The organism is Saccharothrix sp. ALI-22-I (genome assembly GCF_001984175.1).
Lineage (GTDB): Bacteria > Actinomycetota > Actinomycetes > Mycobacteriales > Pseudonocardiaceae > Actinosynnema.
The window spans coordinates 1-20,479 of sequence record NZ_MTQP01000043.1 but is presented as its reverse complement, the minus strand read 5'-3'; the positions used below and the strand labels follow the sequence as shown (position 1 = coordinate 20,479).

21 protein-coding genes and 2 pseudogenes are annotated in these 20,479 nt (G+C 69.4%); 7 read left to right on the top strand and 16 right to left on the bottom strand.

Annotation, left to right across the window (positions count from 1 at the left end; all coding sequences use genetic code 11):
* Positions 1 to 9: 9 nt before the first annotated feature.
* Genes ALI22I_RS53205 through ALI22I_RS06520 form a run of 4 tightly spaced genes read right to left on the bottom strand, consistent with a single transcriptional unit; the run spans position 10 to position 3,297 of the window.
* The gene (locus ALI22I_RS53205) at positions 10 to 168 is read right to left on the bottom strand and encodes a hypothetical protein (RefSeq protein ID WP_238598157.1); all 159 of its coding nucleotides are present in this window, start codon (positions 166 to 168) and stop codon (positions 10 to 12) included.
* Positions 169 to 171: 3 nt separating this feature from the next.
* Positions 172 to 1,317 carry a TniQ family protein gene (locus ALI22I_RS06530; protein ID WP_077004610.1) on the bottom strand — a complete coding sequence of 382 codons (1,146 nt, stop codon included), beginning with the start codon at positions 1,315 to 1,317 and terminating at the stop codon, positions 172 to 174.
* Between the two features lie 7 nt (positions 1,318 to 1,324).
* On the bottom strand, positions 1,325 to 2,590 hold the full coding sequence (locus ALI22I_RS06525) for an AAA family ATPase (RefSeq protein ID WP_077004609.1): 1,266 nt from the start codon (positions 2,588 to 2,590) through the stop codon (positions 1,325 to 1,327).
* The gene (locus tag ALI22I_RS06520; RefSeq protein ID WP_143532006.1) at positions 2,587 to 3,297 is read right to left on the bottom strand and encodes a hypothetical protein; all 711 of its coding nucleotides are present in this window, start codon (positions 3,295 to 3,297) and stop codon (positions 2,587 to 2,589) included. Before ALI22I_RS06520 ends, ALI22I_RS06525 begins: the two co-directional genes overlap by 4 nt.
* Before the next feature lie 228 nt (positions 3,298 to 3,525).
* On the opposite strand from ALI22I_RS06520, the pseudogene ALI22I_RS06515 reads away from it, so the two are divergent.
* The 3 genes and pseudogenes from ALI22I_RS06515 to ALI22I_RS06505 form a co-directional block, all read left to right on the top strand.
* Positions 3,526 to 3,696: pseudogene (locus ALI22I_RS06515) on the top strand (UDP-N-acetylglucosamine 1-carboxyvinyltransferase); the annotation flags it as partial.
* A gap of 112 nt (positions 3,697 to 3,808) precedes the next feature.
* Positions 3,809 to 4,279 carry a peptidoglycan-binding domain-containing protein gene (locus ALI22I_RS06510; protein WP_077004607.1) on the top strand — a complete coding sequence of 157 codons (471 nt, stop codon included), beginning with the start codon at positions 3,809 to 3,811 and terminating at the stop codon, positions 4,277 to 4,279.
* Positions 4,280 to 4,302: 23 nt separating this feature from the next.
* Entirely contained in the window at positions 4,303 to 4,773 is a 471-nt protein-coding gene (locus ALI22I_RS06505) for a peptidoglycan-binding domain-containing protein (RefSeq protein WP_077004606.1), read from the top strand.
* Between the two features lie 579 nt (positions 4,774 to 5,352).
* Here ALI22I_RS06505 and ALI22I_RS52150 read toward each other — a convergent pair.
* The 4 genes from ALI22I_RS52150 to ALI22I_RS06495 all read right to left on the bottom strand — a co-directional run bounded on the left by ALI22I_RS52150 (position 5,353) and on the right by ALI22I_RS06495 (position 8,392).
* Positions 5,353 to 5,625, bottom strand: a complete 273-nt coding sequence (locus tag ALI22I_RS52150) for a transposase (RefSeq protein WP_202970782.1) — start codon at positions 5,623 to 5,625, stop codon at positions 5,353 to 5,355.
* A gap of 117 nt (positions 5,626 to 5,742) precedes the next feature.
* The gene (locus tag ALI22I_RS52145) at positions 5,743 to 6,327 is read right to left on the bottom strand and encodes a transposase (protein WP_202970775.1); all 585 of its coding nucleotides are present in this window, start codon (positions 6,325 to 6,327) and stop codon (positions 5,743 to 5,745) included.
* Positions 6,287 to 6,670 (bottom strand): transposase family protein, encoded by a 384-nt coding sequence (locus ALI22I_RS55410; protein WP_202970767.1) that lies wholly within the window; start codon positions 6,668 to 6,670, stop codon positions 6,287 to 6,289. Before ALI22I_RS55410 ends, ALI22I_RS52145 begins: the two co-directional genes overlap by 41 nt.
* 321 nt (positions 6,671 to 6,991) lie before the next feature.
* On the bottom strand, positions 6,992 to 8,392 hold the full coding sequence (locus tag ALI22I_RS06495) for an alpha/beta hydrolase (protein WP_077004605.1): 1,401 nt from the start codon (positions 8,390 to 8,392) through the stop codon (positions 6,992 to 6,994).
* A 422-nt stretch (positions 8,393 to 8,814) separates the two neighbouring features.
* Between ALI22I_RS06495 and ALI22I_RS06490 the strand changes: the two genes are divergently transcribed.
* A complete protein-coding gene (locus ALI22I_RS06490) occupies positions 8,815 to 9,483 on the top strand; it encodes a hypothetical protein (RefSeq protein WP_238598156.1) in 669 nt (222 codons plus the stop codon).
* A gap of 170 nt (positions 9,484 to 9,653) precedes the next feature.
* Here ALI22I_RS06490 and ALI22I_RS54500 read toward each other — a convergent pair whose 3' ends face one another.
* The 5 genes and pseudogenes from ALI22I_RS54500 to ALI22I_RS06470 all read right to left on the bottom strand — a co-directional run bounded on the left by ALI22I_RS54500 (position 9,654) and on the right by ALI22I_RS06470 (position 13,572).
* A complete protein-coding gene (locus ALI22I_RS54500; RefSeq protein ID WP_202970765.1) occupies positions 9,654 to 10,325 on the bottom strand; it encodes an NAD(P)/FAD-dependent oxidoreductase in 672 nt (223 codons plus the stop codon).
* 25 nt (positions 10,326 to 10,350) lie between these two features.
* Positions 10,351 to 10,896: pseudogene (locus ALI22I_RS55405) on the bottom strand (NAD(P)/FAD-dependent oxidoreductase); the annotation flags it as partial.
* A gap of 345 nt (positions 10,897 to 11,241) precedes the next feature.
* The gene (locus tag ALI22I_RS06480; RefSeq protein WP_083751478.1) at positions 11,242 to 11,694 is read right to left on the bottom strand and encodes an SRPBCC family protein; all 453 of its coding nucleotides are present in this window, start codon (positions 11,692 to 11,694) and stop codon (positions 11,242 to 11,244) included.
* 70 nt (positions 11,695 to 11,764) lie between these two features.
* Positions 11,765 to 12,724, bottom strand: coding sequence for a quinone oxidoreductase family protein (locus ALI22I_RS06475; RefSeq protein WP_077004604.1), 960 nt, complete (start codon positions 12,722 to 12,724; stop codon positions 11,765 to 11,767).
* Between the two features lie 20 nt (positions 12,725 to 12,744).
* Positions 12,745 to 13,572 carry an SDR family NAD(P)-dependent oxidoreductase gene (locus ALI22I_RS06470; protein WP_077004603.1) on the bottom strand — a complete coding sequence of 276 codons (828 nt, stop codon included), beginning with the start codon at positions 13,570 to 13,572 and terminating at the stop codon, positions 12,745 to 12,747.
* 110 nt (positions 13,573 to 13,682) lie between these two features.
* Here ALI22I_RS06470 and ALI22I_RS06465 point away from each other — a divergent pair, with 110 nt between their 5' ends.
* A complete protein-coding gene (locus ALI22I_RS06465; RefSeq protein ID WP_077004602.1) occupies positions 13,683 to 14,270 on the top strand; it encodes a TetR/AcrR family transcriptional regulator in 588 nt (195 codons plus the stop codon).
* Between the two features lie 150 nt (positions 14,271 to 14,420).
* Here the strand turns inward: ALI22I_RS06465 and ALI22I_RS06460 are convergent, their stop codons facing one another.
* Positions 14,421 to 14,927, bottom strand: coding sequence for a TetR/AcrR family transcriptional regulator (locus ALI22I_RS06460; RefSeq protein WP_179118125.1), 507 nt, complete (start codon positions 14,925 to 14,927; stop codon positions 14,421 to 14,423).
* Positions 14,928 to 14,968: 41 nt separating this feature from the next.
* On the opposite strand from ALI22I_RS06460, the gene ALI22I_RS06455 reads away from it, so the two are divergent.
* Complete coding sequence (locus ALI22I_RS06455; protein WP_202970763.1) at positions 14,969 to 16,120, top strand: NAD(P)-dependent alcohol dehydrogenase; 1,152 nt, start codon at positions 14,969 to 14,971, stop codon at positions 16,118 to 16,120.
* A gap of 268 nt (positions 16,121 to 16,388) precedes the next feature.
* Here the strand turns inward: ALI22I_RS06455 and ALI22I_RS54495 are convergent, their stop codons facing one another.
* On the bottom strand, positions 16,389 to 16,685 hold the full coding sequence (locus tag ALI22I_RS54495) for a transposase family protein (protein ID WP_077004600.1): 297 nt from the start codon (positions 16,683 to 16,685) through the stop codon (positions 16,389 to 16,391).
* Positions 16,686 to 16,967: 282 nt separating this feature from the next.
* Here ALI22I_RS54495 and ALI22I_RS06445 point away from each other — a divergent pair, with 282 nt between their 5' ends.
* Positions 16,968 to 19,241 (top strand): alpha-L-arabinofuranosidase C-terminal domain-containing protein, encoded by a 2,274-nt coding sequence (locus ALI22I_RS06445; protein WP_077004599.1) that lies wholly within the window; start codon positions 16,968 to 16,970, stop codon positions 19,239 to 19,241.
* A 245-nt stretch (positions 19,242 to 19,486) separates the two neighbouring features.
* Here ALI22I_RS06445 and ALI22I_RS53185 read toward each other — a convergent pair.
* Positions 19,487 to 20,479: integrase core domain-containing protein (locus tag ALI22I_RS53185; protein WP_238598154.1), on the bottom strand; the 993-nt coding region annotated here is incomplete at its 5' end.

Below are 20,479 nucleotides of genomic sequence, written 5' to 3'. Positions count from 1 at the left end.
GCGATCGGCTCAGTCCGGCCGCGGGCGCGGGTTGGTCCGGCGCAGCACGGCGACCTCGTGCCGCAGCACCAGCAGTTCGACATCCTTGGCCGCCGCCGACGACCGGCCGAGCAGAGCCAACCGGCCGACGAGCTGGAGGAAGATCAGGTACAGCAGTCGTAACGCCACGCTTCACGAGCATGCCACTGACCCCCGCAGGGCTCGATCACCGCAGATCAGTGACCCAGTGCAGAGTTCTGGCACCCCACACGGTGGTCGGGCTGTCGGTGGTGAGGAAGTGGTCGGCCAGGGCGAGCAGGTGGCCGTTGGTCGCGGGATCCGGTGGGGGCCGTGGTGAAGGGCGTGGTTCTGCGTGCTTCTCCCGGCTCGTGCCGCGGCCTGCTCGGCGTCGAGGGTGGTGTCGATCAGGTCGGTGTCGATCCACGGGGGTGCCTGGTCGGCTGGCTCGGGCCAGGACAGTCGCAGCAGGCCCACGAGCAGGCGCAGGTCGTGGAAGTAGTCCCGGGGTGATGCCGGTCGGCCCATGACCGGTGTGGGCTCGGGGCGGTCCGGACGCAGCAGGTCGTCCAGGCGGTTCTGCACTGCGAGCAGCTGTCGGCTCGGCGGTTGTCGTGCCGGGCCGGTGTGGTCCAGTCGGGTTCCGCACAACAGTGGCCCGCGGCGGCCGGTGCCGAGGATGGTTCGGCATTGCGCGGGATGCAGTCCGCGTACGCCGGAGCCGGGCAGCAGCCCGTTGCCGAGGCTGCGGGTGACGGGCCGCGGGCCGGTCGAGTTGGCCGGTCGGTCGCAGCCGGGGCAGGTGTACCGGAGCAGCCGGCGGTGTTCGACGCAGGCGAACACGACTCCCAGCCGCCACGTCGCGCGCCAGGCGCCGCCGTGGGTGTGTTGGACCGGGCTGCCGTCGCCGGTCAGGCACTGCGGGCAGTAGTGGGTGGGGCCGCTGGCGATCCAGCGCGCCGTCGGTGGCGCTGTCGCGCGGCCGCGCCAGCTCTGCTGGTCGTAGGTCAGGTCCACGGCGGGGTAGCGGTCGTGCCAGGCGCTCAGGCACAGCCGGCCGGTTTCCGATTCGGTCAGTCGCGTCGAGTGGGTGAAGGCCGCGGCGATGTCGGGGCGCAGGTGCAGCATGTGGCGGTTGGGTAGCGTCGGGTGGCCGGGTGTGGTCAGGCCGGTGAGCAGTCCGAGGCATGCGGGGCTGAGTTCGAGGCGGTGGGCCAGCCTCAGGACGTAGCCGGCCAGCGATTCGCCGGGCAGGGTGTCCAGGCTGCGCGGCAGAGGACGGACGGGGGCGGCTCGGTCGGGGGCGGCGCGGGACGGCATCGCCGGCTCAACCGGACGCCCGCGGGGCGCCGCGGTCGTCGAAGACGGTGTTGCGGGCCCTGCGCCGCCCGGGTTTGTCGTTTTTGGTGGGGGCCGGGACGTCGGGGACCTCGCCCGCGCCGGGGTGGCGGGCGGGGTCGTTGTCCAGGTCGATCAGCAGGTCGTCGAGAAGGGGTTCGGTGAGGGTCTCGACACCGGATTCCAGCGCCTCGGTGCAGCCTTCCTCGATCAGGCGTTCCAGCAGGCCGACGACGCCCATGGTGCGGCGGAACAGGTACTCGGGCATGCGGCCACGGGTGAGGAAGCCCGGTTTGGCGTTGAACAGCCGCAGGTTGTGTTCCAGACCGGTCAGGTGCGCGGTCCAGGCGGCGATGTTCTCGGCGGTGTCGTAGCGGAACGGTTCCAGATGGATCAGGTCGAAGCGGCGTTCGGTCTGGGTGGAGGGGTCCTCGTCGTCGACGTACGTGGGGTTGGTCGGCGCGGGAAAGATCCACTGGTTGGTGCGTGCCTCGTACCGGCCTTCGCGCAGCAGCCCGGAGCGGGGGATGTCGACGCCGATCAGGACGAGGGTGGTGTGCATGCTCATCAAGGCCCGCAGGAGGTCCAGGGTGTCCTGGTCGTCGGCGCGGCGCATCTTCAGTCTGGTGATGTCGTCCAGGATCAGGACCCGGTTGCCGTGGTCCTTGAGCGATCCCCGGACCGCCCGGACGAGTTCGGGCAGGTTGAACCCCTTGTAGTCGGCGCCGAAGAAGTCCAGGATCGCCGCGCAGGTGCTCTTCGGCTTGGCGGTGACCGGGGTCTGGACGTAGACCACCGGCGCGTGCAGGTCCCGATAGCCCAGCAGGGTGACCGGGCTGATTTCCTTGTGCAGTGCGATCCACTCGTCCTCGTACGTGGCGGCGGTCTCGCACGCGGTCTCGGTCTTACCCTGGTAGCCGCCGCCGGTGATCATCAGCCCGGGGCGGGTGGTCGGTTTGTGTTTCATGGAGTTGCTCTGCATGCGTGAGCGCATCGTCCGGGTCACCGCCAAGCTCATGGGCGTTTCCTGTAGCGGCAGGTTGACGTGGGTGGCGATGCGGTGCAGGTCGTGCAGGTGCCGGCGGCGGGCGCTCATCGTGCGGTAAGTGGCAGCGCTGATCCGGGGAGCGGGGCGGAAGTCGTGCCGGGTCCGACGCCACTGCCGCCAGCCGTCGAGCGTCTCCCGGTCGGGAATGACACCGGGCAACACGAACTGGGCGACATCGGGGTGTGCGAGATCCTCGCCGTCACTCATGGACGCGGCTCCTCATCGGACCCGGTCTCCCTTGCGGTTTCCCCTTCGGCGTCACCGGTGAGGTGGAACAGGCTGCGGCGGCCTCCGGAGCCCAGCCGGCCGGGGAGCGTGATCGGGCGTCGGGCCAACGCCCGCCGGCGCCGGTGACGCCGCTCGTCGTCCACTGCCCCCTCCAGCGCGTCGACCCGCTGTGGTCTCGGGTCCCGGGGCTCCGGCGCTGGTGCGGTACCCGGAGTGTCGGGTGTCGTGGCACCGGCCGAGGCCCGGTCGGCGGCGGCCGCCTGCCCCCTGGCCTGGTCCCGCGCCTGGTCGCCGCGCTGCCTCTTCCCCGTGCCGGTGGGCCAGTCGGCGATCGACGTGTGGGCCCCGAGTATCTCCAGCAGCACCGGCAACAGCTCCGCGTCGCTGCGCGGGCGCAGCCCGGATTCCCGCACCGCCGCGAGCATGTCGCGTACCCGGGCGTCGCCGAAGGAGGGAACCTCGCCCTGCGGCGGCAGTCCGTTCCACCGCAGGGTGTGCCAGTCGTGGGTATCGGGGTCCTGGAAGAAGACCGTGCGCGCGTCGCGGGGATCGCTGCGGACCACCCATTTCCCCTTGTGCCGGCCACCTCGCTGCGACCTCTGCCGCCCGGAGGGCAGTCCCGGCCCGGAGTACCACAGGCCGTTGACCTTCACCCCGCGCTCATCGCCCAGCCCGACGTGGTGCACGCGCAGCAGTTGGTAGAACAGTTCCGGAGCGGCGATGGTCCAGGGCGAAGCCGCCCTGGACCATCGCCGCGGCGAACAACGTGTTCGGGCTGTGCCGGCCGCCGGGATCCCAACTGGGGCCGTGTTAGAGGTCAGCCCTTGTCGGTGTCGTTGCCGGACGGGATCACGGCGCCGCCCAGCCAGATGATCAGTACGGCGGTGCCGAGCTGATCGACGACGTCGGCGATGGCGCCCTCGGCCTGGTCGGACATCCGCGCGGACGCGGGGTTGGTGCTGGCCGGGCTGTGCGCGGACGGCGCGACCGAGGTGTACGAGATCTTCCACATCGAGCGCGGCTACCCGGGCTTCGTGGAGAACCTGCGCAAGCTCGGCGCGACGGTGGAGCGCGTCAGCGCCTGACCCGCGGCCGGTCTTCTCCCTCGTCCGGTGTCGGGTGTTCACCGGACACCGCTTGAGCAGCGGTTTCCCTAGAGTCGGTGCAGGTTGTTCCGACTTCAGGGGGAGAAGATCCATGAGAGAACTGTTCGGCGGCTGGGGCCGGCGTGGGAGGGCGTTCGGCCTGGTCGCCGTGATGGTGGGAGCGGCGGCCATCGCGTTCTCCGCTCCGGCGTCGGCCGTGGAGCTGCCCCGGTGCACCACGACCACGGACATGGTGCGGTCGGGCCACACGATCAGGGTGCCGACGACCAAGGGCAGCCCCTCGTGCCAGATCGGCCGCGACTACGCGGCGAACGCGACGGTCGTGGCCCGGTTCCAGTTCACGATGCGCCGGTGCTACCCGAGCCTGCACCTGGCGCCGCCCTACTCGAGCGAGAAGGTGGGCGACCTCGACTACGACGGCAGCTTCGGGTCGCGCACCGAGGCCGCGTTGAAGGCCGTGCAGGACTACATCGGCACCGACCCCGACGGCATCTACGGCCCGAAGACCCGTGACCGGATGAAGTTCGTGACGCCGGATCGCGTCCACTGCTACAGCTACTGAGTTTCAACGGGGGAGGCATCGGTATGAAGAAGGGTTCAGGGGTGCGCCGGTTCGGCGCGGGTATCGCGGCCGTGCTCATGGCCGTCACCGGGATGGTCGTGTCGGGGGGATCGGCGTCCGCGGCGACCGACCTGTGCGTGAAGATGGTGCCCCACCACGTCGGTAGCAACGTCATCATGGTTCCGGCCAGCAGCGGGAACAGCCTGACGTGCCTGATCGGCCGTGGCCTGGTGGCGAACTACAAGATCGTGGTGCAGTTCCAGGTCACGATGGTCAAGTGCTACGGCGGTCTCCGATTGGCGTCGCCGTACCGGGACGAGTTCATCCGCGACCTCGACACGGACGGCAGCTTCGGTCCGCGCACCGAGGCCGCGTTGGAAGCGGTGCAGACGTACATCGGCGCCGGGGTCGACGGGTCGTACGGTCCCAACACTCGCGACCGGATGAAGTTCCGCGACAACCTCGATCGCTCCTGCTACGCCTACCGGAGCTGAGCGACGCGCATCGGACAGCCCTCCTGACCCGCCGGTCAGGAGGGCTCTTCGCGCGCACCGACGGCCATCGCGCGGTGGTGCGTGGTGTGGAGCGGCTGTCCAGCGCGCCGGTGTGGGACGTGGACAGCGGCAGGACGCCGAGCACGACGAGGGTGTGGATGAGGCCGGTGATCGCGGTGACGATCGCGCCGCGGATCACGAGAGCTTTGGTCGGGGTGGTCGGTACGGAAGCCACGATGGCTGTTCTCCTTCGGGTTGGGGCGGGTGAAGACGCCGCGAGGCCCCGCCGTCGAGCTGATGGCGGGGCCTCGCGGAAGTGGGGTGGGGTCAGCGCTCCGCGCTGTCGATGTGCCGGTCGAGTCGCTCGGAAACGGCCAGTAGGTTCGACAATTTCGCCAAGTAGCGTCGACACCGCAGACGAACTCGCAGGTCGACTTCATCCCGGTCGCCAAATACCGTCATCAGTCACATCCGGTGTGACTGATGACGTTGGGTGGCGAGTGTTGACGCTATCTGGGTGGTCAGGACGCTCGCCGACACGCTGCCCAAGGACCAACAGGTGATTGTGGCTCTTCGAAGTTAAGCGTGGTTGAGGCATCCGCGTCCTCGTCGGGTGGTGGCGCATCGGGTTCGTAGGCGTTGGTTGACGGGGTTGCGGAAGCCGTAGGCGTCGCGGGCGACGGTCTTGATGACGCGGTTGGTGCCCTCGGATCCGGCGTTGGTGATGCCGGTGTCGATGAAGGCGAGGATCTCGGGCCGCCAGGTCGACACCGTGGTGGCCAGACGTTCCAGCTCGGGCAGGCCGGAATCGGCGCATCGCTCGTAGAACGGGGACAACCGGGCCCAGATCACGCTGCGATCGGGGTGAGTGCGGGCCAGCGCGGGCCAGCGCGAGCAGGTCCTCCTTGGCGTTCCAGGCGGCCAGGATCGGGGTTGCGATCTCCGCCGGGAGTGCCCGCAGGTCGTCGATCATGGGTCCAGGTGGGACTCGTGCATGCGGGCGGCGGAGCGGGTCAGCCGGTTGCGCAGCTCCCATTCCCGGTTGCCTTTGCGGCCCCGTCTGCCCCGGACCTGGACGGTGACCCGGCGCCGTACCTCGGTCAGGGCCTGGTTGGCCAGTTGCACGAGGTGGAAGTGGTCGACGACCAGCCTGGCCCGGGGTAAGGCGTCGCGGATCGCGGACTTGAAGATCGTGCACATGTCGATCGCCACGAACCGGACACCCGACCGCCAGTCCTCGCCGCGCTGGTTGATCCAGTCTCTGACCGTTGTGCTGGTGCGGCCCTCGACCTGCCCGAGCAGGCCCTGACCGCCCTTGAGGTCCACAAAGCCGACATGCCATCGGTCTACCGTGACCTCCCAGCACTGGTGCTCGTCATTCCAGGCCCACTGTGGACGGCCCCGGCGGATCTCGTCGATTCCCAGCACAGCCACCGGCCCGGGTTCCCGCGGCAGGACAGCGGCGGCATGTTCGGCGAACGCCGCCGACACCACCGGCCAGGACACACCGTGATCACGAGCGGACTGCACCACCGTGCGCCCGCCGTCGGCCACCGCCACACCCGCCGCGCGACGCAGACGCCCGGTCAGCCCGAGCCCGCGCCGGAACCTGATCCACCGCTTCGGTGAAGGTCTTTCTGCCGCACTCCTGCTGGTCACACAGCCAGCGACGTTTCCGCCACCGCAAGGTGACCTGCCTGCCGGCCACCGCGAGATCCCTCGGCCCGGTCGTCACCCACCCCTTGACCCGCCTCGCGGGCACCTCACACCCCGGACACGACCGCGCCCGCTGATCGGCGGTGCTCAGGTGCACGACCGGTCTGCCATCGTGTCCGTCCTCGACCCCGGTGACGACCAGACCGTGAAGGCCCAGCAGCCGGGTCGTATCGTTGACCATGCCCGTGGCTGTTCCGTTGTGATCATCTTGCTTCGACAACAGGAATGATCAACAACAGTCACGGGCCCTGCGCGGGTACCCCTGGCAAGACCGCCGGACCGCGACAACGGTCAGACCACGATGGCCGTCATCGGCGCCCAACCCCGCTCAACTTCGAAGAGCCGCCATACGCCGATCGAGTGGTGCCCGGCAATTCCGCCTGCCATGGCAAGGCGAATACGTGCAACGGCATCGCGGTGGGCGAAACGGGATTCCCGGCGCGAGAAGCACGTCTGGGCAGCTGCACCGACGTGCTTCTCGCGCCGAACGGGGACTACGGCGTCAGCCGGCCGCGTGAACGAGACGCGGAGCCGTGTCAGGCGTAGGCGCGTCGGACGCCGTGGCAAGGGCGGACGCCGGCGGCTCCGTCGGGTAGACCGCGGCGCAGTGCGTGCCGGGCGCGGGCGTGACCAGGTCGATCAGGTACCTGTCGGTGTGGGCCTGCATGCAGGCGCTCTGCCAGTACTGGCCGTGACCGACACCGTCGTAGCTCAGCAGCACGGAGTTGCGGATCTGCCTGGCCGCGGCGAAGTTCCACGCCGACGGCGTCCCGACGTCGGCGGCGGACTTCAGGATCAGGATCGTCGGTGCGTTGTGGATCGACAGCCGGTGCTGCGGATTGTTCACCTTGCCGGGCCAGCCGAGGCACTGGGTGACATCGGTCCAATACCCGATGAGCTTCGTGTGCGGGGCGATCGCGGCGGCCTGTTCCCGGTACGCCCGCAGGTCGCGATACCCGTTGACCCGCCACTTCCAGTCCCCGCACCAGATCGCCTGGTTGGAGTTGCTCGCCAGCCCGTCCGTGACCGCCGTCCTGGTCACCGGGGACGTCGCGGTGCCGCTGCCTTCCGAGAAGGAGCGCAGCCGGGTGGCGATGCGGTACCAGTTGTTCGACGGGAAGTACATCGCGAGGAACAGTTCATTGCGCAGCGCACCCGCGGAGATCGCCTTCCCGCCGGCCGGATCGATCAGCGTGCCCGCCTCCGCCTTGGCGTGCAGACCGTCCCAGTAAGCGCGCACATCCCGTCCGTGCAGCGGGCAGTTCGCCGTGCGGGCGCACCAGTCCGCGAAGGCGTTGAACGTGGCCTCGAGATCCGCCGTGGCGGTGGTGAGGTAGCGCCCTGCCGAGGTGATGCTGTGGTCCATGTTCGAGTCGAGCGCCATGGCACGAAGACGCCGGGGGAACAGCTCGGCGTACTGCTGTCCGACCTGGGTGCCGTAGGACGTGCCGTGGAGACTGATCTTCTCCTCACCGAGCGCGGCGCGGATCGCCTCCAGATCGCGCACGGCGCTCAGCGTGTCCACGTGGTCGAAGACCGGCCCGGTGTGCTTGCGGCAGTCGGCGCCGAGTTTGGCGTTGTACGCCAGCAGGTCCCGGTACTCCTGCTCGCTGGACGGGTAGTTCGCCGGCCACTGGGCGAGCAACTCGGCGCTGCACTTGACCTCGTTGCTGCGGCCGACACCGCGCTGGTCCCAGGTGACGATGTCGAAGCGCTTACTCAGCTCGCCCGTGCTCAGCTTGTTGCGCCCCAGCGTGATGATGTCGATCCCGGACTGCCCGGGACCGCCGGGAGCGATGAACAGCACGCCGATCCGGTGCTGTGGCTCGGTGGCCTTCACCCGTCCGATGGCGATGCCGACCTTCTCGCCCTTCGGGTTGTTCCAGTCGACGGGCACCTGCACGGTGGCACACTCGCCCGTTTGCCTTCCTGGCACGGGGCCCAGGTGAGCGCCGGGGCATACGGCCGAACTGCGGACTCGCCGGTGCCGGTGAGCGTCGACATCGCGACCGCCGACACCAGCGCCGAAACGAACAAACGCCTGAACACACATCCTCCGTCAGATGAGAGCAAGCCGCGTGTGCCCACAGAGGCGGCGAAAATTCTGCGAGCTTTCAGCGACAGGAATTCGAAAGTACAACGAGAAAGCCACGGGCCACACAGCCTTTGCGCGAGCAACCTACCGCCGAACGAGCTCGCCCAAGAAGATCACGACACCGAATTCCGCAAACATCGGAACCTACTCCGAACGCCGTCTTGCTCCTCAGTGGCCGAACGTGGAGTCTGGGAGCGCTCCCAGATCCCGTCGACGAGGACGTGATGCGCATGGCAAGCCGCCGGCTCCTCCTGGCGATCGCGCTCGTCGCGGCCTGCCTGCCCGCGGTGGCGACCACCGCGGCCGGCGCACCGGACGCCACCGTCGTGGTCAACGCGAAGGCGGGGCTGGCCACCGTGCCGGACACAGCGCTCGGCGTGAACCACGCGATCTGGGACAGCCAGCTCGGCACCACCGAGGTCTCCGGCCTCCTCGGCGACGCGGGCGTGCGGATGATGCGCTATCCCGGCGGTTCGTACGGCGACATCTACCACTGGAAGGACCACACGGCCCCCGGCGGGTACGTGGCGCCGAACACGGACTTCGACACGTTCATGGCCGGTGTGCGCCGGGCACAGGCGCAGCCGATCATCACCGCGAACTACGGCACCGGCACGCCGCAGGAGGCTGCCGACTGGGTGCGCCACGCCAACATCACCAAGGGCTACGGCGTGAAGTACTGGGAGATCGGCAACGAGCTCTACGGCAACGGGCACTACGGCGCGGAGTGGGAGGCGGACAACCACCCCGACAAGAGCCCCGCCGGGTACGCCAGGGAGACCGTCGCGTACGCCAAGGCGATGAAGGCGGTCGATCCCACCATCAAGATCGGCGCGGTGCTCACCACTCCGGCGAACTGGCCGGACGCGATTGTCGGCCCGGGAGACGCCGCGAGCTGAAACCAGACGGTGCTGTCGATCGCGGGCGGCTTGAGCCGTCGTGCTCGATGGAGGTGATCTTGGCATGGTGGAACTGCCCCTTCTTGCGTGGGTGTGTTTCAGGAACAGGCGGCCCTTTTGGCGCCTCGGCGTGCCCAGGAGCAGTCACCGCCCTGTGGGTGCTGCCGGGATCAGAGTGCGGCCTGAGCCAGGGGGATCTCGCTGTCGGCCAGTCGCTCGGGGTCGACGGGACGGCCACTGGTGACGAGCTGCCGCGCGGTGGCGAAGTCGGCTGGCCGGCTGATGACGTCGGCGGCGACAACCCTGTCGCCGGTGAGGTAGAAGGCAGACAACGTCGTGCCCGTACCACCGCGGGTGATACACCGGTCGTGGCCGGCTGACAGGCCCACCATCTGGAGCTTCAGGTCGTACTGTTCCGACCAGAACCACGGCGTCGCCGTGGACGCCTGTGGCCGGCCGAGGATCGTCGCCGCGGCGACCTTGGCGTGCTCGATGGCATTGGGCGCCGACTCCAGCCGGATGCGCCTGCCGGCGTAGGCGCTGGGCTGGTTGGCACAGTCGCCGATGGCGAGGATGTCCGCGTCGCTCGTACGTGCGAACTCGTCGACGACGATGCCGTTGTCGACCTCCAGACCTGCTGCCGAAGCCAGGCCGGTGTTCGGCTCCATGCCGATCCCGACGAGTACGAGGTCGGCGTCGAGCCGGTCCACGACCCCGGAGGCCGAGATCTCCACGCCGGTCACCCGGCGTCCCGACGCGTCCACGGCCACGTCGGTCACCGTGGCAGCGAGTCGGAAGCGGACACCGTGGGAGCGGTGAACGTCCTCGAGGAAGCCGCTCACCTCCGGCCCGGGTCACGCGCGCCAGCAGCCGCGGAGCCGCCTCGACGACGGTGACGTCGAGGCCGAGCTGTGTGGCCACCGCGGCGATCTCCAGGCCGACGTAGCCACCGCCGATGAGGACGAGCTTGCGGCCCGGGACGAACTGCGGACGCAGCGCGTCGACGTCGTCGATCCGGCGCAGCGTGAAGAGGTTGTCGAGCTGGTCCATGTCCACGCCCGGCAGGGTCAGGCGCCGCGCGCGGCCTCCTGTCGCCAGGACGAGTCTGTCGTACGGCAGGCGGCTGCCGTCGCTGACGACGAGCTCTTTCGCTGCCCGGTCGATCGCCTCCACCCAGGTGCCCAGCCGCAGAGCGATGTTGAAGCGTTCGTACGTTGCGGCAGGCTTGAGGTAAAGCTGTTGCCGGGAGAGTTTTCCGAGGAGGAAGCCCTTCGAGAGTGGCGGGCGCTGGTACGGCGGGCTCAGCTCGTCTCCGACGAGGGTGATGCCGCCGCTCCAGCCGCGCTGGCGCAACGTCGTCGCGAGTTCACTGCCGGCCTGTCCGGCCCCGACGACAACCAGGTTTTCTGGCATGGTTCGGCGTTCCTTCCATCGTGAACATCCCTGGGACAGAGCAAGGCGGAGTCGAGCCCGGCGACGCCGTTGCCGGCACTGGCCGACCGGGATTCGGTTCAGAGCGACCGGGTTTCGCGTGAATCTCGTCGAGACACTGGTGGACGCCGTGACCGGGTCGAGAGGAGCGCGGGCGCGCCAGGCGCGCGCAGGGCTTTGGGTGGCTGACCGGCGGCGAGCACACCGGTCAGCCGATCGCCGGTGCGGTAGGCGACGAGGAGCCGCCGCGCCGTACTCGTCGCACATCAGTCCGTTGTGGATGGTCAGGCACCGGCCGGCTCGGCTGAGCCGGCCGGTGCCCACACTTCACAGCTGGCTGGCGTAGGCCGCGTCGATGGTCTTCTTCATGAGCTCAGCGAGTTCATTCATGAGGCTGGTGGCCCAGTCTTGCAACGAAGCCGGGGCGAACTCGGTGGTCCAGACGAGGTACACACCCGTGTCGTCCTCGCGCACGACCTGCGTGCCCAGGTGGTGGGTCAGGGGAGCGCCTTCGGTCGCCTGGTAGACGAGCCGCCGGGCGTCGTCGTCGAGTTCGACGATGCGTTCGGTGGCCTTCATCCCGTCGGCGAAGGTCACGATCCTGGCGTCCGGCGCCTGGTCGACGGCGACCGCTGCTCCGGGGATGAGCCGCTTGTGCGGTGCGTAGATGTCGCGCACGACATCCCACACGAAGGCCGCGCTGGCGTCGACGGGGATGTCGACCGTCATCGCGGTGATGCCGGTTGCCTCGTTCAAGTCGATCTGCATGGGCAGCGTCATGGCTGTCTTCTCTTTCCTGATCACTGGTTGTGGAGGTCGTTGTGGAGGTCATGACGCCGTGACTGGGCCGTCACGGCGTCATGACCACCCGGCCGAGACGGCCGCGCTGCTCGGCGTAGCGGTGCGCGTCGGCGGCGTCGGCGAGCGGGAAGGTCCGGTCGACGAGCACGTCGAGGTCGCCGTCGGCGACCCGGCGGAAGATGTCGGTGAGGTAGGCGCGCACGCGGGGCGTGTGAAAGATCTTGCTGAGCATGAAGCCCTTCATCGTGCGGTCGCCCATGACGAGCGTGACCGGGTCGATCAGGGGCTGGCCGGCCGAGAATCCGAGGAAGGCGATCGTGCCGCCCTCGCGCGTGGCGAGGATCAACTCCTGGGTCATCGGACCGCCGACGGGATCGACGACCAGGTCGACACCGACGCCGTCGGTGAGGTCCAGGACGCGCCGGCGCACGTCTTCGGTGGTGTAGTCGATGCCGTCGTGCAGGCCGAGCCGGCGCAACGCGTCGAGTTGCCGCCGGCTCGACCCCGTCCCGATGACCCGCGCCCCGGCCTTCGCCGCGAGCTGCACCGCGGCGAAACCGACACCGCCCGCCACGCCCTGCACCAGCACGGTGCTGCCCGTGGTGACCGCGGCCTGCTCGAACAGCGCCTCGTAGGCGGTGCCGAACGCGACCGGCACGCACGCCGCCGCCGCCGCGTCGAGACCGTCGGGCAGGACCCAGCAATGATCCGGCCGCACCACCCGGAGTTCGGCGTGCGACCCGGTCTCTCCGAAGGCGCTCACGCGCTGGCCGACCCGCAGATCGGTGACGTGCTCGCCGACGGCGATCACCGTGCCCGCGGTGCTGTAGCCGACGATGTAGGGGCTGTGCGGGAGCGGGAGCCTCTGCCTGCTGAGCAGGTCACCACCCTCGATGCTGATCGCCTCGACACGGATCAGCACCTCGTCGGCGCCGGGCACGGGGTCGGCGACCTCCTCGTAGCTGAGCACCTCGGGACCGCCGTTCTCGCGGTACACGGCTGCTTTCATGATCGTTTACTCCGGTCTCGTCAGAGGTTGCCGTGGGCGCGTGCGGACACGTCGGCCCATTCGTCCCAGATGGACAGTCGTGCGGTGTACTGGCTGCGGACCCTGGGCAGGACCGCCTTGCCCAGGGCCAGTCGCAGCGGCGGCTCGGTGGCGTCGACCGCCGCGAACACGGCGGGCGCGGTGGCGGCGGGGTCGGCGACGTCTGCCGGATCGAAGCCCGCGAGCAGGGCCCGACGAGCCTCGTCGTAGGCGGGGATCTCGGGGGAGGCCTTGGCGGAAGCGGCGCTGGCGAACTCGGTGGCGTAGGGGCCGGGTTCGACGATGGTCACCTTGATGCCGAGGTGGGCGACCTCCCGCGACAAGGCGTCCATCATGCCCTCCAGCGCCCACTTGGAGGCGTTGTACAGGCCGATGGTCGGCTCGCCGACCAGTCCGGCCACGCTGGACACCGACACGACGTGGCCGCTTCCCTGCCCGCGCAGCAAGGGCAGCGCCGCCTGCGTCACCCACAGGGCCCCGAGCACGTTGGTGTCCAGCAACTGCCGGACATCGGCCTCCCGGACTTCTTCGACAGCGCCGCGCAAGGCGTAACCGGCGTTGTTGACGACCACGTCGAGCCGCCCGAAATGGTCGTGGGCGGCGGCCACGGCGTCGAACACGGCGCCGCGCCGGGTGACGTCCAGCGGCAGGATCAGCGCGGTGTCGGGGAACGCCTCGGCCAGCGGCGTGAGCCGGCTGTCGTCGCGTGCCGTGGCGACGACCCGGTCACCCCGCTTCAGCGCGGCCTCCGCCCACAGTCGGCCGAAGCCGCGTGAGCAGCCGGTCATGAACCAGACCTTCTCGGTCATGTGTCTCCCCTTGTGTCGGTCCAGGAAGTAAGCTGAACCATGGTTCGACTTTATCATGAACCACGGTTCACCTTTTGGCAAGGCGTGGATGGACTACGTGAGGAGAAGCCGTGACCGAAGGTCGGACGCTGCGCGCCGATGCTGTGCGCAACCGCAAGAAGATCCTTGCCGCCGCTCGTGAGCAGGTGACCGCGCACGGCCCGGACGTGGGGATGGACGAGATCGCCACAGCGGCGGGGGTGGCCGTGGGCACCCTGTACCGCCACTTCCCGACCAAGACCGACCTGGTCGCCGCCGTCATGGAGGAGTTCGTCGCGCGGATCGCCGACGACATCGAGGCCGCCTGTGGGCGCGTCGCGGCGGGAGGGCGCGCGTGGGACGAACTCACCGGCTTCCTGGCCCGCCTCATCGAGGCCGCCGCGACCGACCAGGCCATCAAGGCGGCGACTCAGACGCTCGGCGCCGTCCCCGACGACAAGGCCGACGAGGACCGTGCCAGCACGGCCCTCGCAAACCTCATCCGCACCGCCCAGTCCGACGGCGATCTCCACCCGGACATCAGCGTCGCGGACATCTACCTGCTCTTTTCTTCCGTACCCACCGACTGTCCGCCGACGACACGCACCCGCTGGCTCACCCTCGTCCTCTTCGGACTCAACCCACATGGCCGCGCCGGCGATCGCACGAGTGCGCGATGAAGGGAGCGCTCATCCAGCTGATGCGGATCGGCGTCCCTCGGTGGCGGGCCGAGCGGGTCGCCGCGATCAATCAGGCCTTGACCTCGCCCGCCGCCGCCAAGGTTGCCCGTGGAAGCTCCCGCCGCTGACGCGAGACCGTGGCGTGGCGGGTCAGCGGCGAAGGCCTCGAAGGACGATGTCCTGGGCGATCTCGGACGATCGTCGTCCTTCTTCCCGGTGCACCTTGATGCAAGCGATCGCGAGCTGGAGTACCTGGGTGGCGGTGATGTCGTCCCGCAGCGCGCCCGATCGTGCTGCGCGGATGAGCGTGCGGTCGAGGACGCGTCGGATGTCCGCTGCCCCGATCTGGTGGAGCGCAGCGGTGACCTCCCAGCCACCCAGCCCGGCGAGTGCGTCGCCGAGGCCCCGGTGGGCTGCGGCTGCCTCGACCATCGAGTGGAACACCTCGTGCAGGGCCGCCATGGGCTCGAGCCGGTCGGCCCGGTCGGCCCGCGCGATGACCTCGACGATGGGGTCGGCGAGGGCGGCCTGGATGAGCTCGGTCTTGGTCTCGAAGTGTCGTCCCACGGTCCCCGTCCCCACCCCGGCGGCTCGGGCGACGTCTGCGACCGACACGGACAGCCCGTCAGCGGCGAAGAGTGCGGCTGCTGCGGTCACGATGCGCCGACGGTTCCGGACGGCGTCCGACCGTCGGCTCCGTGGAGCTGGTGCTGGATCGGTGGATGTCACGGGGCTCCTTCCTAAACGGGATCGCCATCCCGTATCGTGACGAGAAGCGGGATGAGAATCCCGTTTCATTCGCTGGAAGGAGAGTAAGTGGTGCACCTCGTGGACGTCGACCGGTGTCGACCGCTGACCTCGTCCGGCCCTTTTCCCAGGAGGAACTGATCGTGCTCGCTGCCGTGTACGAGGCCTACGGGCCGCCGGAGGTCGTCCGTGTCGCCGAGGTGCCGAAGCCGGCCCTCGGTCCGAGTGAGGTCTTGGTGCGGGTGGTCGCAGCCGCCGTGACGCGTGGCGACACCGTCCAACGTGCAGCCGACTTCCCGCCGGGCACGGGGGCCGGTGGACGCCTCGCGCTCGGCGTCCGCCGCCCCCGTCGCAAGATCCTGGGGGCCGTGTTCGCCGGCGAGGTGGTCGGCGTCGGTGAAAAGGTCACCGACGTCTCCGTCGGTGACAGGGTGTGCGGCGTCAAGGGCATGGAGGCCGGCACCCACGCGCAGTACGTGGTGGCGCGGGCGTCGGCATGCGTGCCCATCCCCTCCGACGTGTCGATGCAGCAGGCTGCGGCGACGCTGTTCGGGGGGACCACCGCCGTCTACTTCCTCGAGCGCGGCGGGATCGCGGCAGGCGCGCGGGTCCTGGTCAACGGAGCCTCGGGGGAGATCGGCTTGATGGCGACCCAGATCGCTCGCGCTCGTGGTGCGTCCGTCACCGGCGTCACGAGTGCCGCGAACGCCGCGCTCGTGCGACGACTCGGTGCGAACGGTGTGGTCGACTACACCCGTGAGCCCCTGAGTGCGCACACGGAGCGGTACGACCTCGTCCTCGACACGGTGGGGAACCTCGGTGCGAGCGACGCGGACCGCTTGCTCACGAGCGGCGGCAAGCTGGTGCTTCTGCGTGCGTCGTTGGGGCAGATGCTCAGTCCCAACCGTGCCCTGGTGACCGGGTCCTCCTTGGGGCGCGGCGACGGCGCCGCGGACCTCCTCCGTGGGGTGGCCGACGGATCGATCGAGCCGATCATCGACAGCACGATGCCCCTGGAGGACGTCGTCTCCGCCCACCGGCGAGTGGATTCGCGGCACAAGGTGGGCAGTGTGCTTCTCGACATGGGCAAGGCCGCGGCCTGACGTCGTCGTGGGGTCACCCGAGGAGGACGAAGCAGCGTTCGTGTACGACGGTTCGCCACGATCTCGACGAATGGCCGACCGCGAACGGCGTAGTGGGTGGTCGGGGCGATCTGCAGTTCCCGCGCAGGTCGCCTCGACCCCGGACCGGTCACTGCCGACACCGATGCGCCGCCCGCTATCAGGTCGTGGTGCCGGGTTGCTCTCCGGTGGTGCGCTGCGTCGGAGGATCGCGGGGTGGGTGTCTCATGGAGCTGCGTCCTTGCGGTGGCTACAAACAGGAGGTCATGCGGCCCAGGACCGTCAGGGTGGCCGCGGTGGACTCCGCGGCCCATTGTCCGATCGCGGTGAAGCCCTTGGCGCCGGCCAGGACCGCGCACATTGCCACGGCGATCACCGCGGCCAGCGGATACCTGCGCCCGCGGGGCTTACGCGGATCAGGAACGCTCGACAGGACCAGGAGCAGCTGGTCGTGACGCGAGACAGCTCGACGGCGAGCCCGCCGAGACGGGAAGATGGCATAAGCGGGCGTGTCCCCAGGTCGGACGGTGGCGTGAAGAACTTCCATCCAACCGGGCTGGACACGCCCGCACCTACTCGTCCCACCTGCGAAGATGCAGGTCACAGCCCTACGTCACGACTTTGCCGGGGCCCTGGGTGTGCGACCAGGCAGAGTGAACCGCGCTTTACCGATAAATATCATTCGTCGCGACACCACCGCTCGACCGCCAGGAAGGCCCCTAATGAGCAACGACGCCGTTTCCGCCGTCATCAACGTCGACATCGAGAGCTCGAAGCTCCGCGTGCACCTGCCCGCGCACTCCTTCGTGACCGTCTCGGGCGCCCTCGCATGAGTGAGCGTTTCAATGTCCGCGTCGGCGCCCCTGGCGCCGACGCGGCCCCCGACCTGTGGGGCCTGTTCATCGAGGACCTGAACGACGCCCTCGACGGCGGACTCAACGCCGAGTCGGTCCGCAACGGCGACTTCGAGTTCAACGAGGCCGACCGGGAGGGCTGGAACGCGCTCACCGCGTGGAGCACGGTCGGCCAGGTCGAAGTGCGCCGGGAGGACCCGGTGCACGCGAACAACGCGCATCATGTGCGCGTCACCGGCCCGGCCGTGCTCGTGAACGAGGGCTGGGACGGCGTCGGCGTCGCCGAGGGCGGCCGGTACCGGCTCGCGTGCTTCGTTCGCGCGCAAGGGGAACCGGCGCGGATCGAGGCCGAGGTGGGCGACGGGCTCGCGCGGGCCGCGTTCGTGGCGGACCCGGGCGGCTGGCAGCGCGTGGAGGCCGACTTCACCGCCGTCGCGGCCGGGCGCGGCGACCTGCGGCTCACGGTGCCCGCGGGCGCAGTGGTGGACCTCGACTGCGTCTCGTTGCGGCCCATCGGGTCCGACGGCGAGCCGCTGACCTTCCGTCCCGACCTGCTCCAGGCGCTGCAGGATCTGAAGCCCAGCTTCATCCGCTTCCCCGGCGGGTGCGTCGCGCACGGGCTGGACCTGGAGAACCTGTACCACTGGAAGCGCACGATCGGGCCGCGCCACGAGCGCGAGCAGATCCGCAACATGTGGGGCTACCACCAGTCCCGCCAGATCGGGTACGTCGAGTACTTCGAGCTGTGCCAGGCGACGGGCGCGACGCCGATCCCGATCGTCGCGGCCGGCGTGTGCTGCCAGCACACCCCGAGCGATACCAAGGCGATCCCCGCGGACGAGATGGACGCGTACGTGCAGGACGTGCTCGACCTCGTCGAGTTCGCCAACGGCGGCACCGACACGACCTGGGGCAAGGTGCGGGCCGAGCTGGGGCGCCCGGAGCCGTTCGGGCTCAAGTACCTCGGGATCGGGAACGAGGACCAGATCACCGACGCGTTCCGGGACCGTTACGCGCGCATCGAGGACGCGGTGCGCGCCGCGCACCCGGAGATCACCGTGATCGGTACGACCGGTCCGCGGTCCAGCGGACCCGACTACGACGCCGGTTGGGCGTACGCGCGCGAGCGCGGCACCCCGATGGTCGACGAGCACGGGTACCAGAACCCGCGCTGGTTCCACCAGAACACCGAGCGCTATCAGGCGTACGATCCGGCCGAGGCGAAGGTCTACATCGGTGAGTACGCGGGCCGGTCTAACAAGGTTCGCTCGGCGCTCGCCGAGGCGGCGTACATGATCGGGCTCGAGCGGCGCCCCGAGGTCGTGCGGCTGGCCTCGTACGCGCCGCTGCTGGCGCGCGTGGGACACAAACAGTGGGAGCCGGACCTCATCTACTTCACGGCGGATGAGGTGCTGCCGAGTGCGTCGTATTTCGTGCAGCGCGGGTTCGGCGCCGAACGCGGCGAGCGGGTCCATGCGATCGAGCTCGAAGGGGTGCAGGGCGAACCTGTGGTGATCCCCCGCGAGGGCACCGTGAAACTGTTCTCGAACGGGTCGACTGTGGCCTTCACCGACGTGGTGCTCGACGGAAACCGGCTGCCGCAGGTCGTCACAGGCCCCGACGGCGAAGGTGTGCTCCTCGGCAGGATCGACCCGGCCGCGACCGACCTGGCCTTCACGGCCGAGCGGAGCGAAGGGGCCGGGGGTTTCGTGATCCGCCTGGGGCCTGAGGCGCCGCAGAGCTTCCTGGAGGTGTGCGTCGGGGCGTGGCTGAACAAGATGACGGTCGTGATGCGAAGCGACGACGGGATCAGCAACGACGAGGACGGGCCGGTGCACTGGCACGGTGTGCGCACGGGCGAGCCGGTCCGCGTGCGGGTCAACCTGGAGGGGCCCCGCGTGCGCGTGTGGGTCGACGACGAACTCAGGCACGACTACGAGCAGGACCTGCGGCCCGAGCAGCGGGTCGTCGCCGGGGCGCTCTCGCGCGCGGGCGAGCGAGGCACCGAGTACGTGCTGCGGCTGGTCAACGCCACGCACACCGCGCGGACGGCCGCGATCGAACTGCCGGAAGCGGGCCCGGTGTCGGCCTCGATGACGCTCATGTCGGGCGCCGGTCCCGACGCGGGCGCGCCGGGCGAGGCCTCGCCCGCGACCCTTGTGGACGTGACCACCGAGGGCGATAACGGCATCGACCTGGATCTCCCTCCATGGTCGTTCGCGACGGGCGTCATCCGCTGTGTCGGATGATGGGAGGATGATCCGGTAAAGGAACTGGTTCGGCCTCAGCGCGATGAGCGCGATCGGCATGACCGGCAGGGCCCCGGCAAAGTCGTGACGTAGGGCTGTGACCTGCATCTTCGCAGGTGGGACGAGTAGGTGCGGGCGTGTCCAGCCCGGTTGGATGGAAGTTCTTCACGCCACCGTCCGACCTGGGGACACGCCCGCTTATGCCTGTGGGGTGCCAGAAGTCGGCCACGTGGTCTGACCTGCGGTTAGGCGGCGGTGGGTTCGTACTCGTTGATTAGGCCGCCGAGGACTGGTCGGCGTCGTATCGACGTGTGGGCTGGCTGTGGGACCGGATGATCCGGTCGCGGTGGTGCGAGCTGTAGCGCCCGGTGGGGTCGGCGGTGGTTGTAGTGCGTCACATAGCGGTCGAGTACCGCCCGAAGGTGGTGTTCGTTGATGATGAGCAGGCGGTCGGTGGCTTCGCGTCTGACGGCTCCGACGAACCGCTCGGCGTAGCAGTTGGCTCGCGGACACCGTGGTGGGATCTTCACGACCTGGATGTCGGTGTCGGCGAGGACGGCGTCGAAGGATGCGGTGAACTGGCCGGCCCGGTCGCGGATGAGGAACCTGAAGTCGCCTGCCCGGTCGCCGGGGTCCGTGAGCGGGTTGCGGGCTTGTTGGGTGGTCCATGCTGCGTCGGGGTTGGTGGTGGTGCCGAGGATGTGGACGTAGCGGGTGGCGACCTCCATCACGAAGAACACGTGGACGCGCTTGAGGGTGAGGGCGCAGTCGACGTGGAAGAAGTCGCAGGCCGACATGCTCGCGGCCTGCGCGCGGAGGAATTTTCGCCAGGAGGTGTCGGTGTCGCGCTGGGGCGCGGGCGGTATCCGCAGGTGCTTGAGCACGCGGCGGACGGTCGAGGCGGCTGTCCGGTGGCCGAGTCTGAGCAGTTCGCCCTGGATCCTGCGGTAGCCCCACCCGGCGTTCTCCCGGGCCATCCGCCCGATCAACGCCACGACGGTGTCGTCGATCGGCGGTCGGCCGGTTCGCTGTGGGTAGGTCCACTTCTTCGCGACCAGGCGCCGGTGCCACCGGAGCACGGTGCCCGGTGTCACCAACCGATGCTCACGCAGCAGTTGGGGGAGTCGGCGCACCAACGCGGCGAGCATGACGCGATCGGTCCAGTCCAACCGCGGGCGCGGGTTGGTTCGGCGCAGCACGGCGACCTCGTGCCGCAGCACCAGCAGTTCGACGTCCTT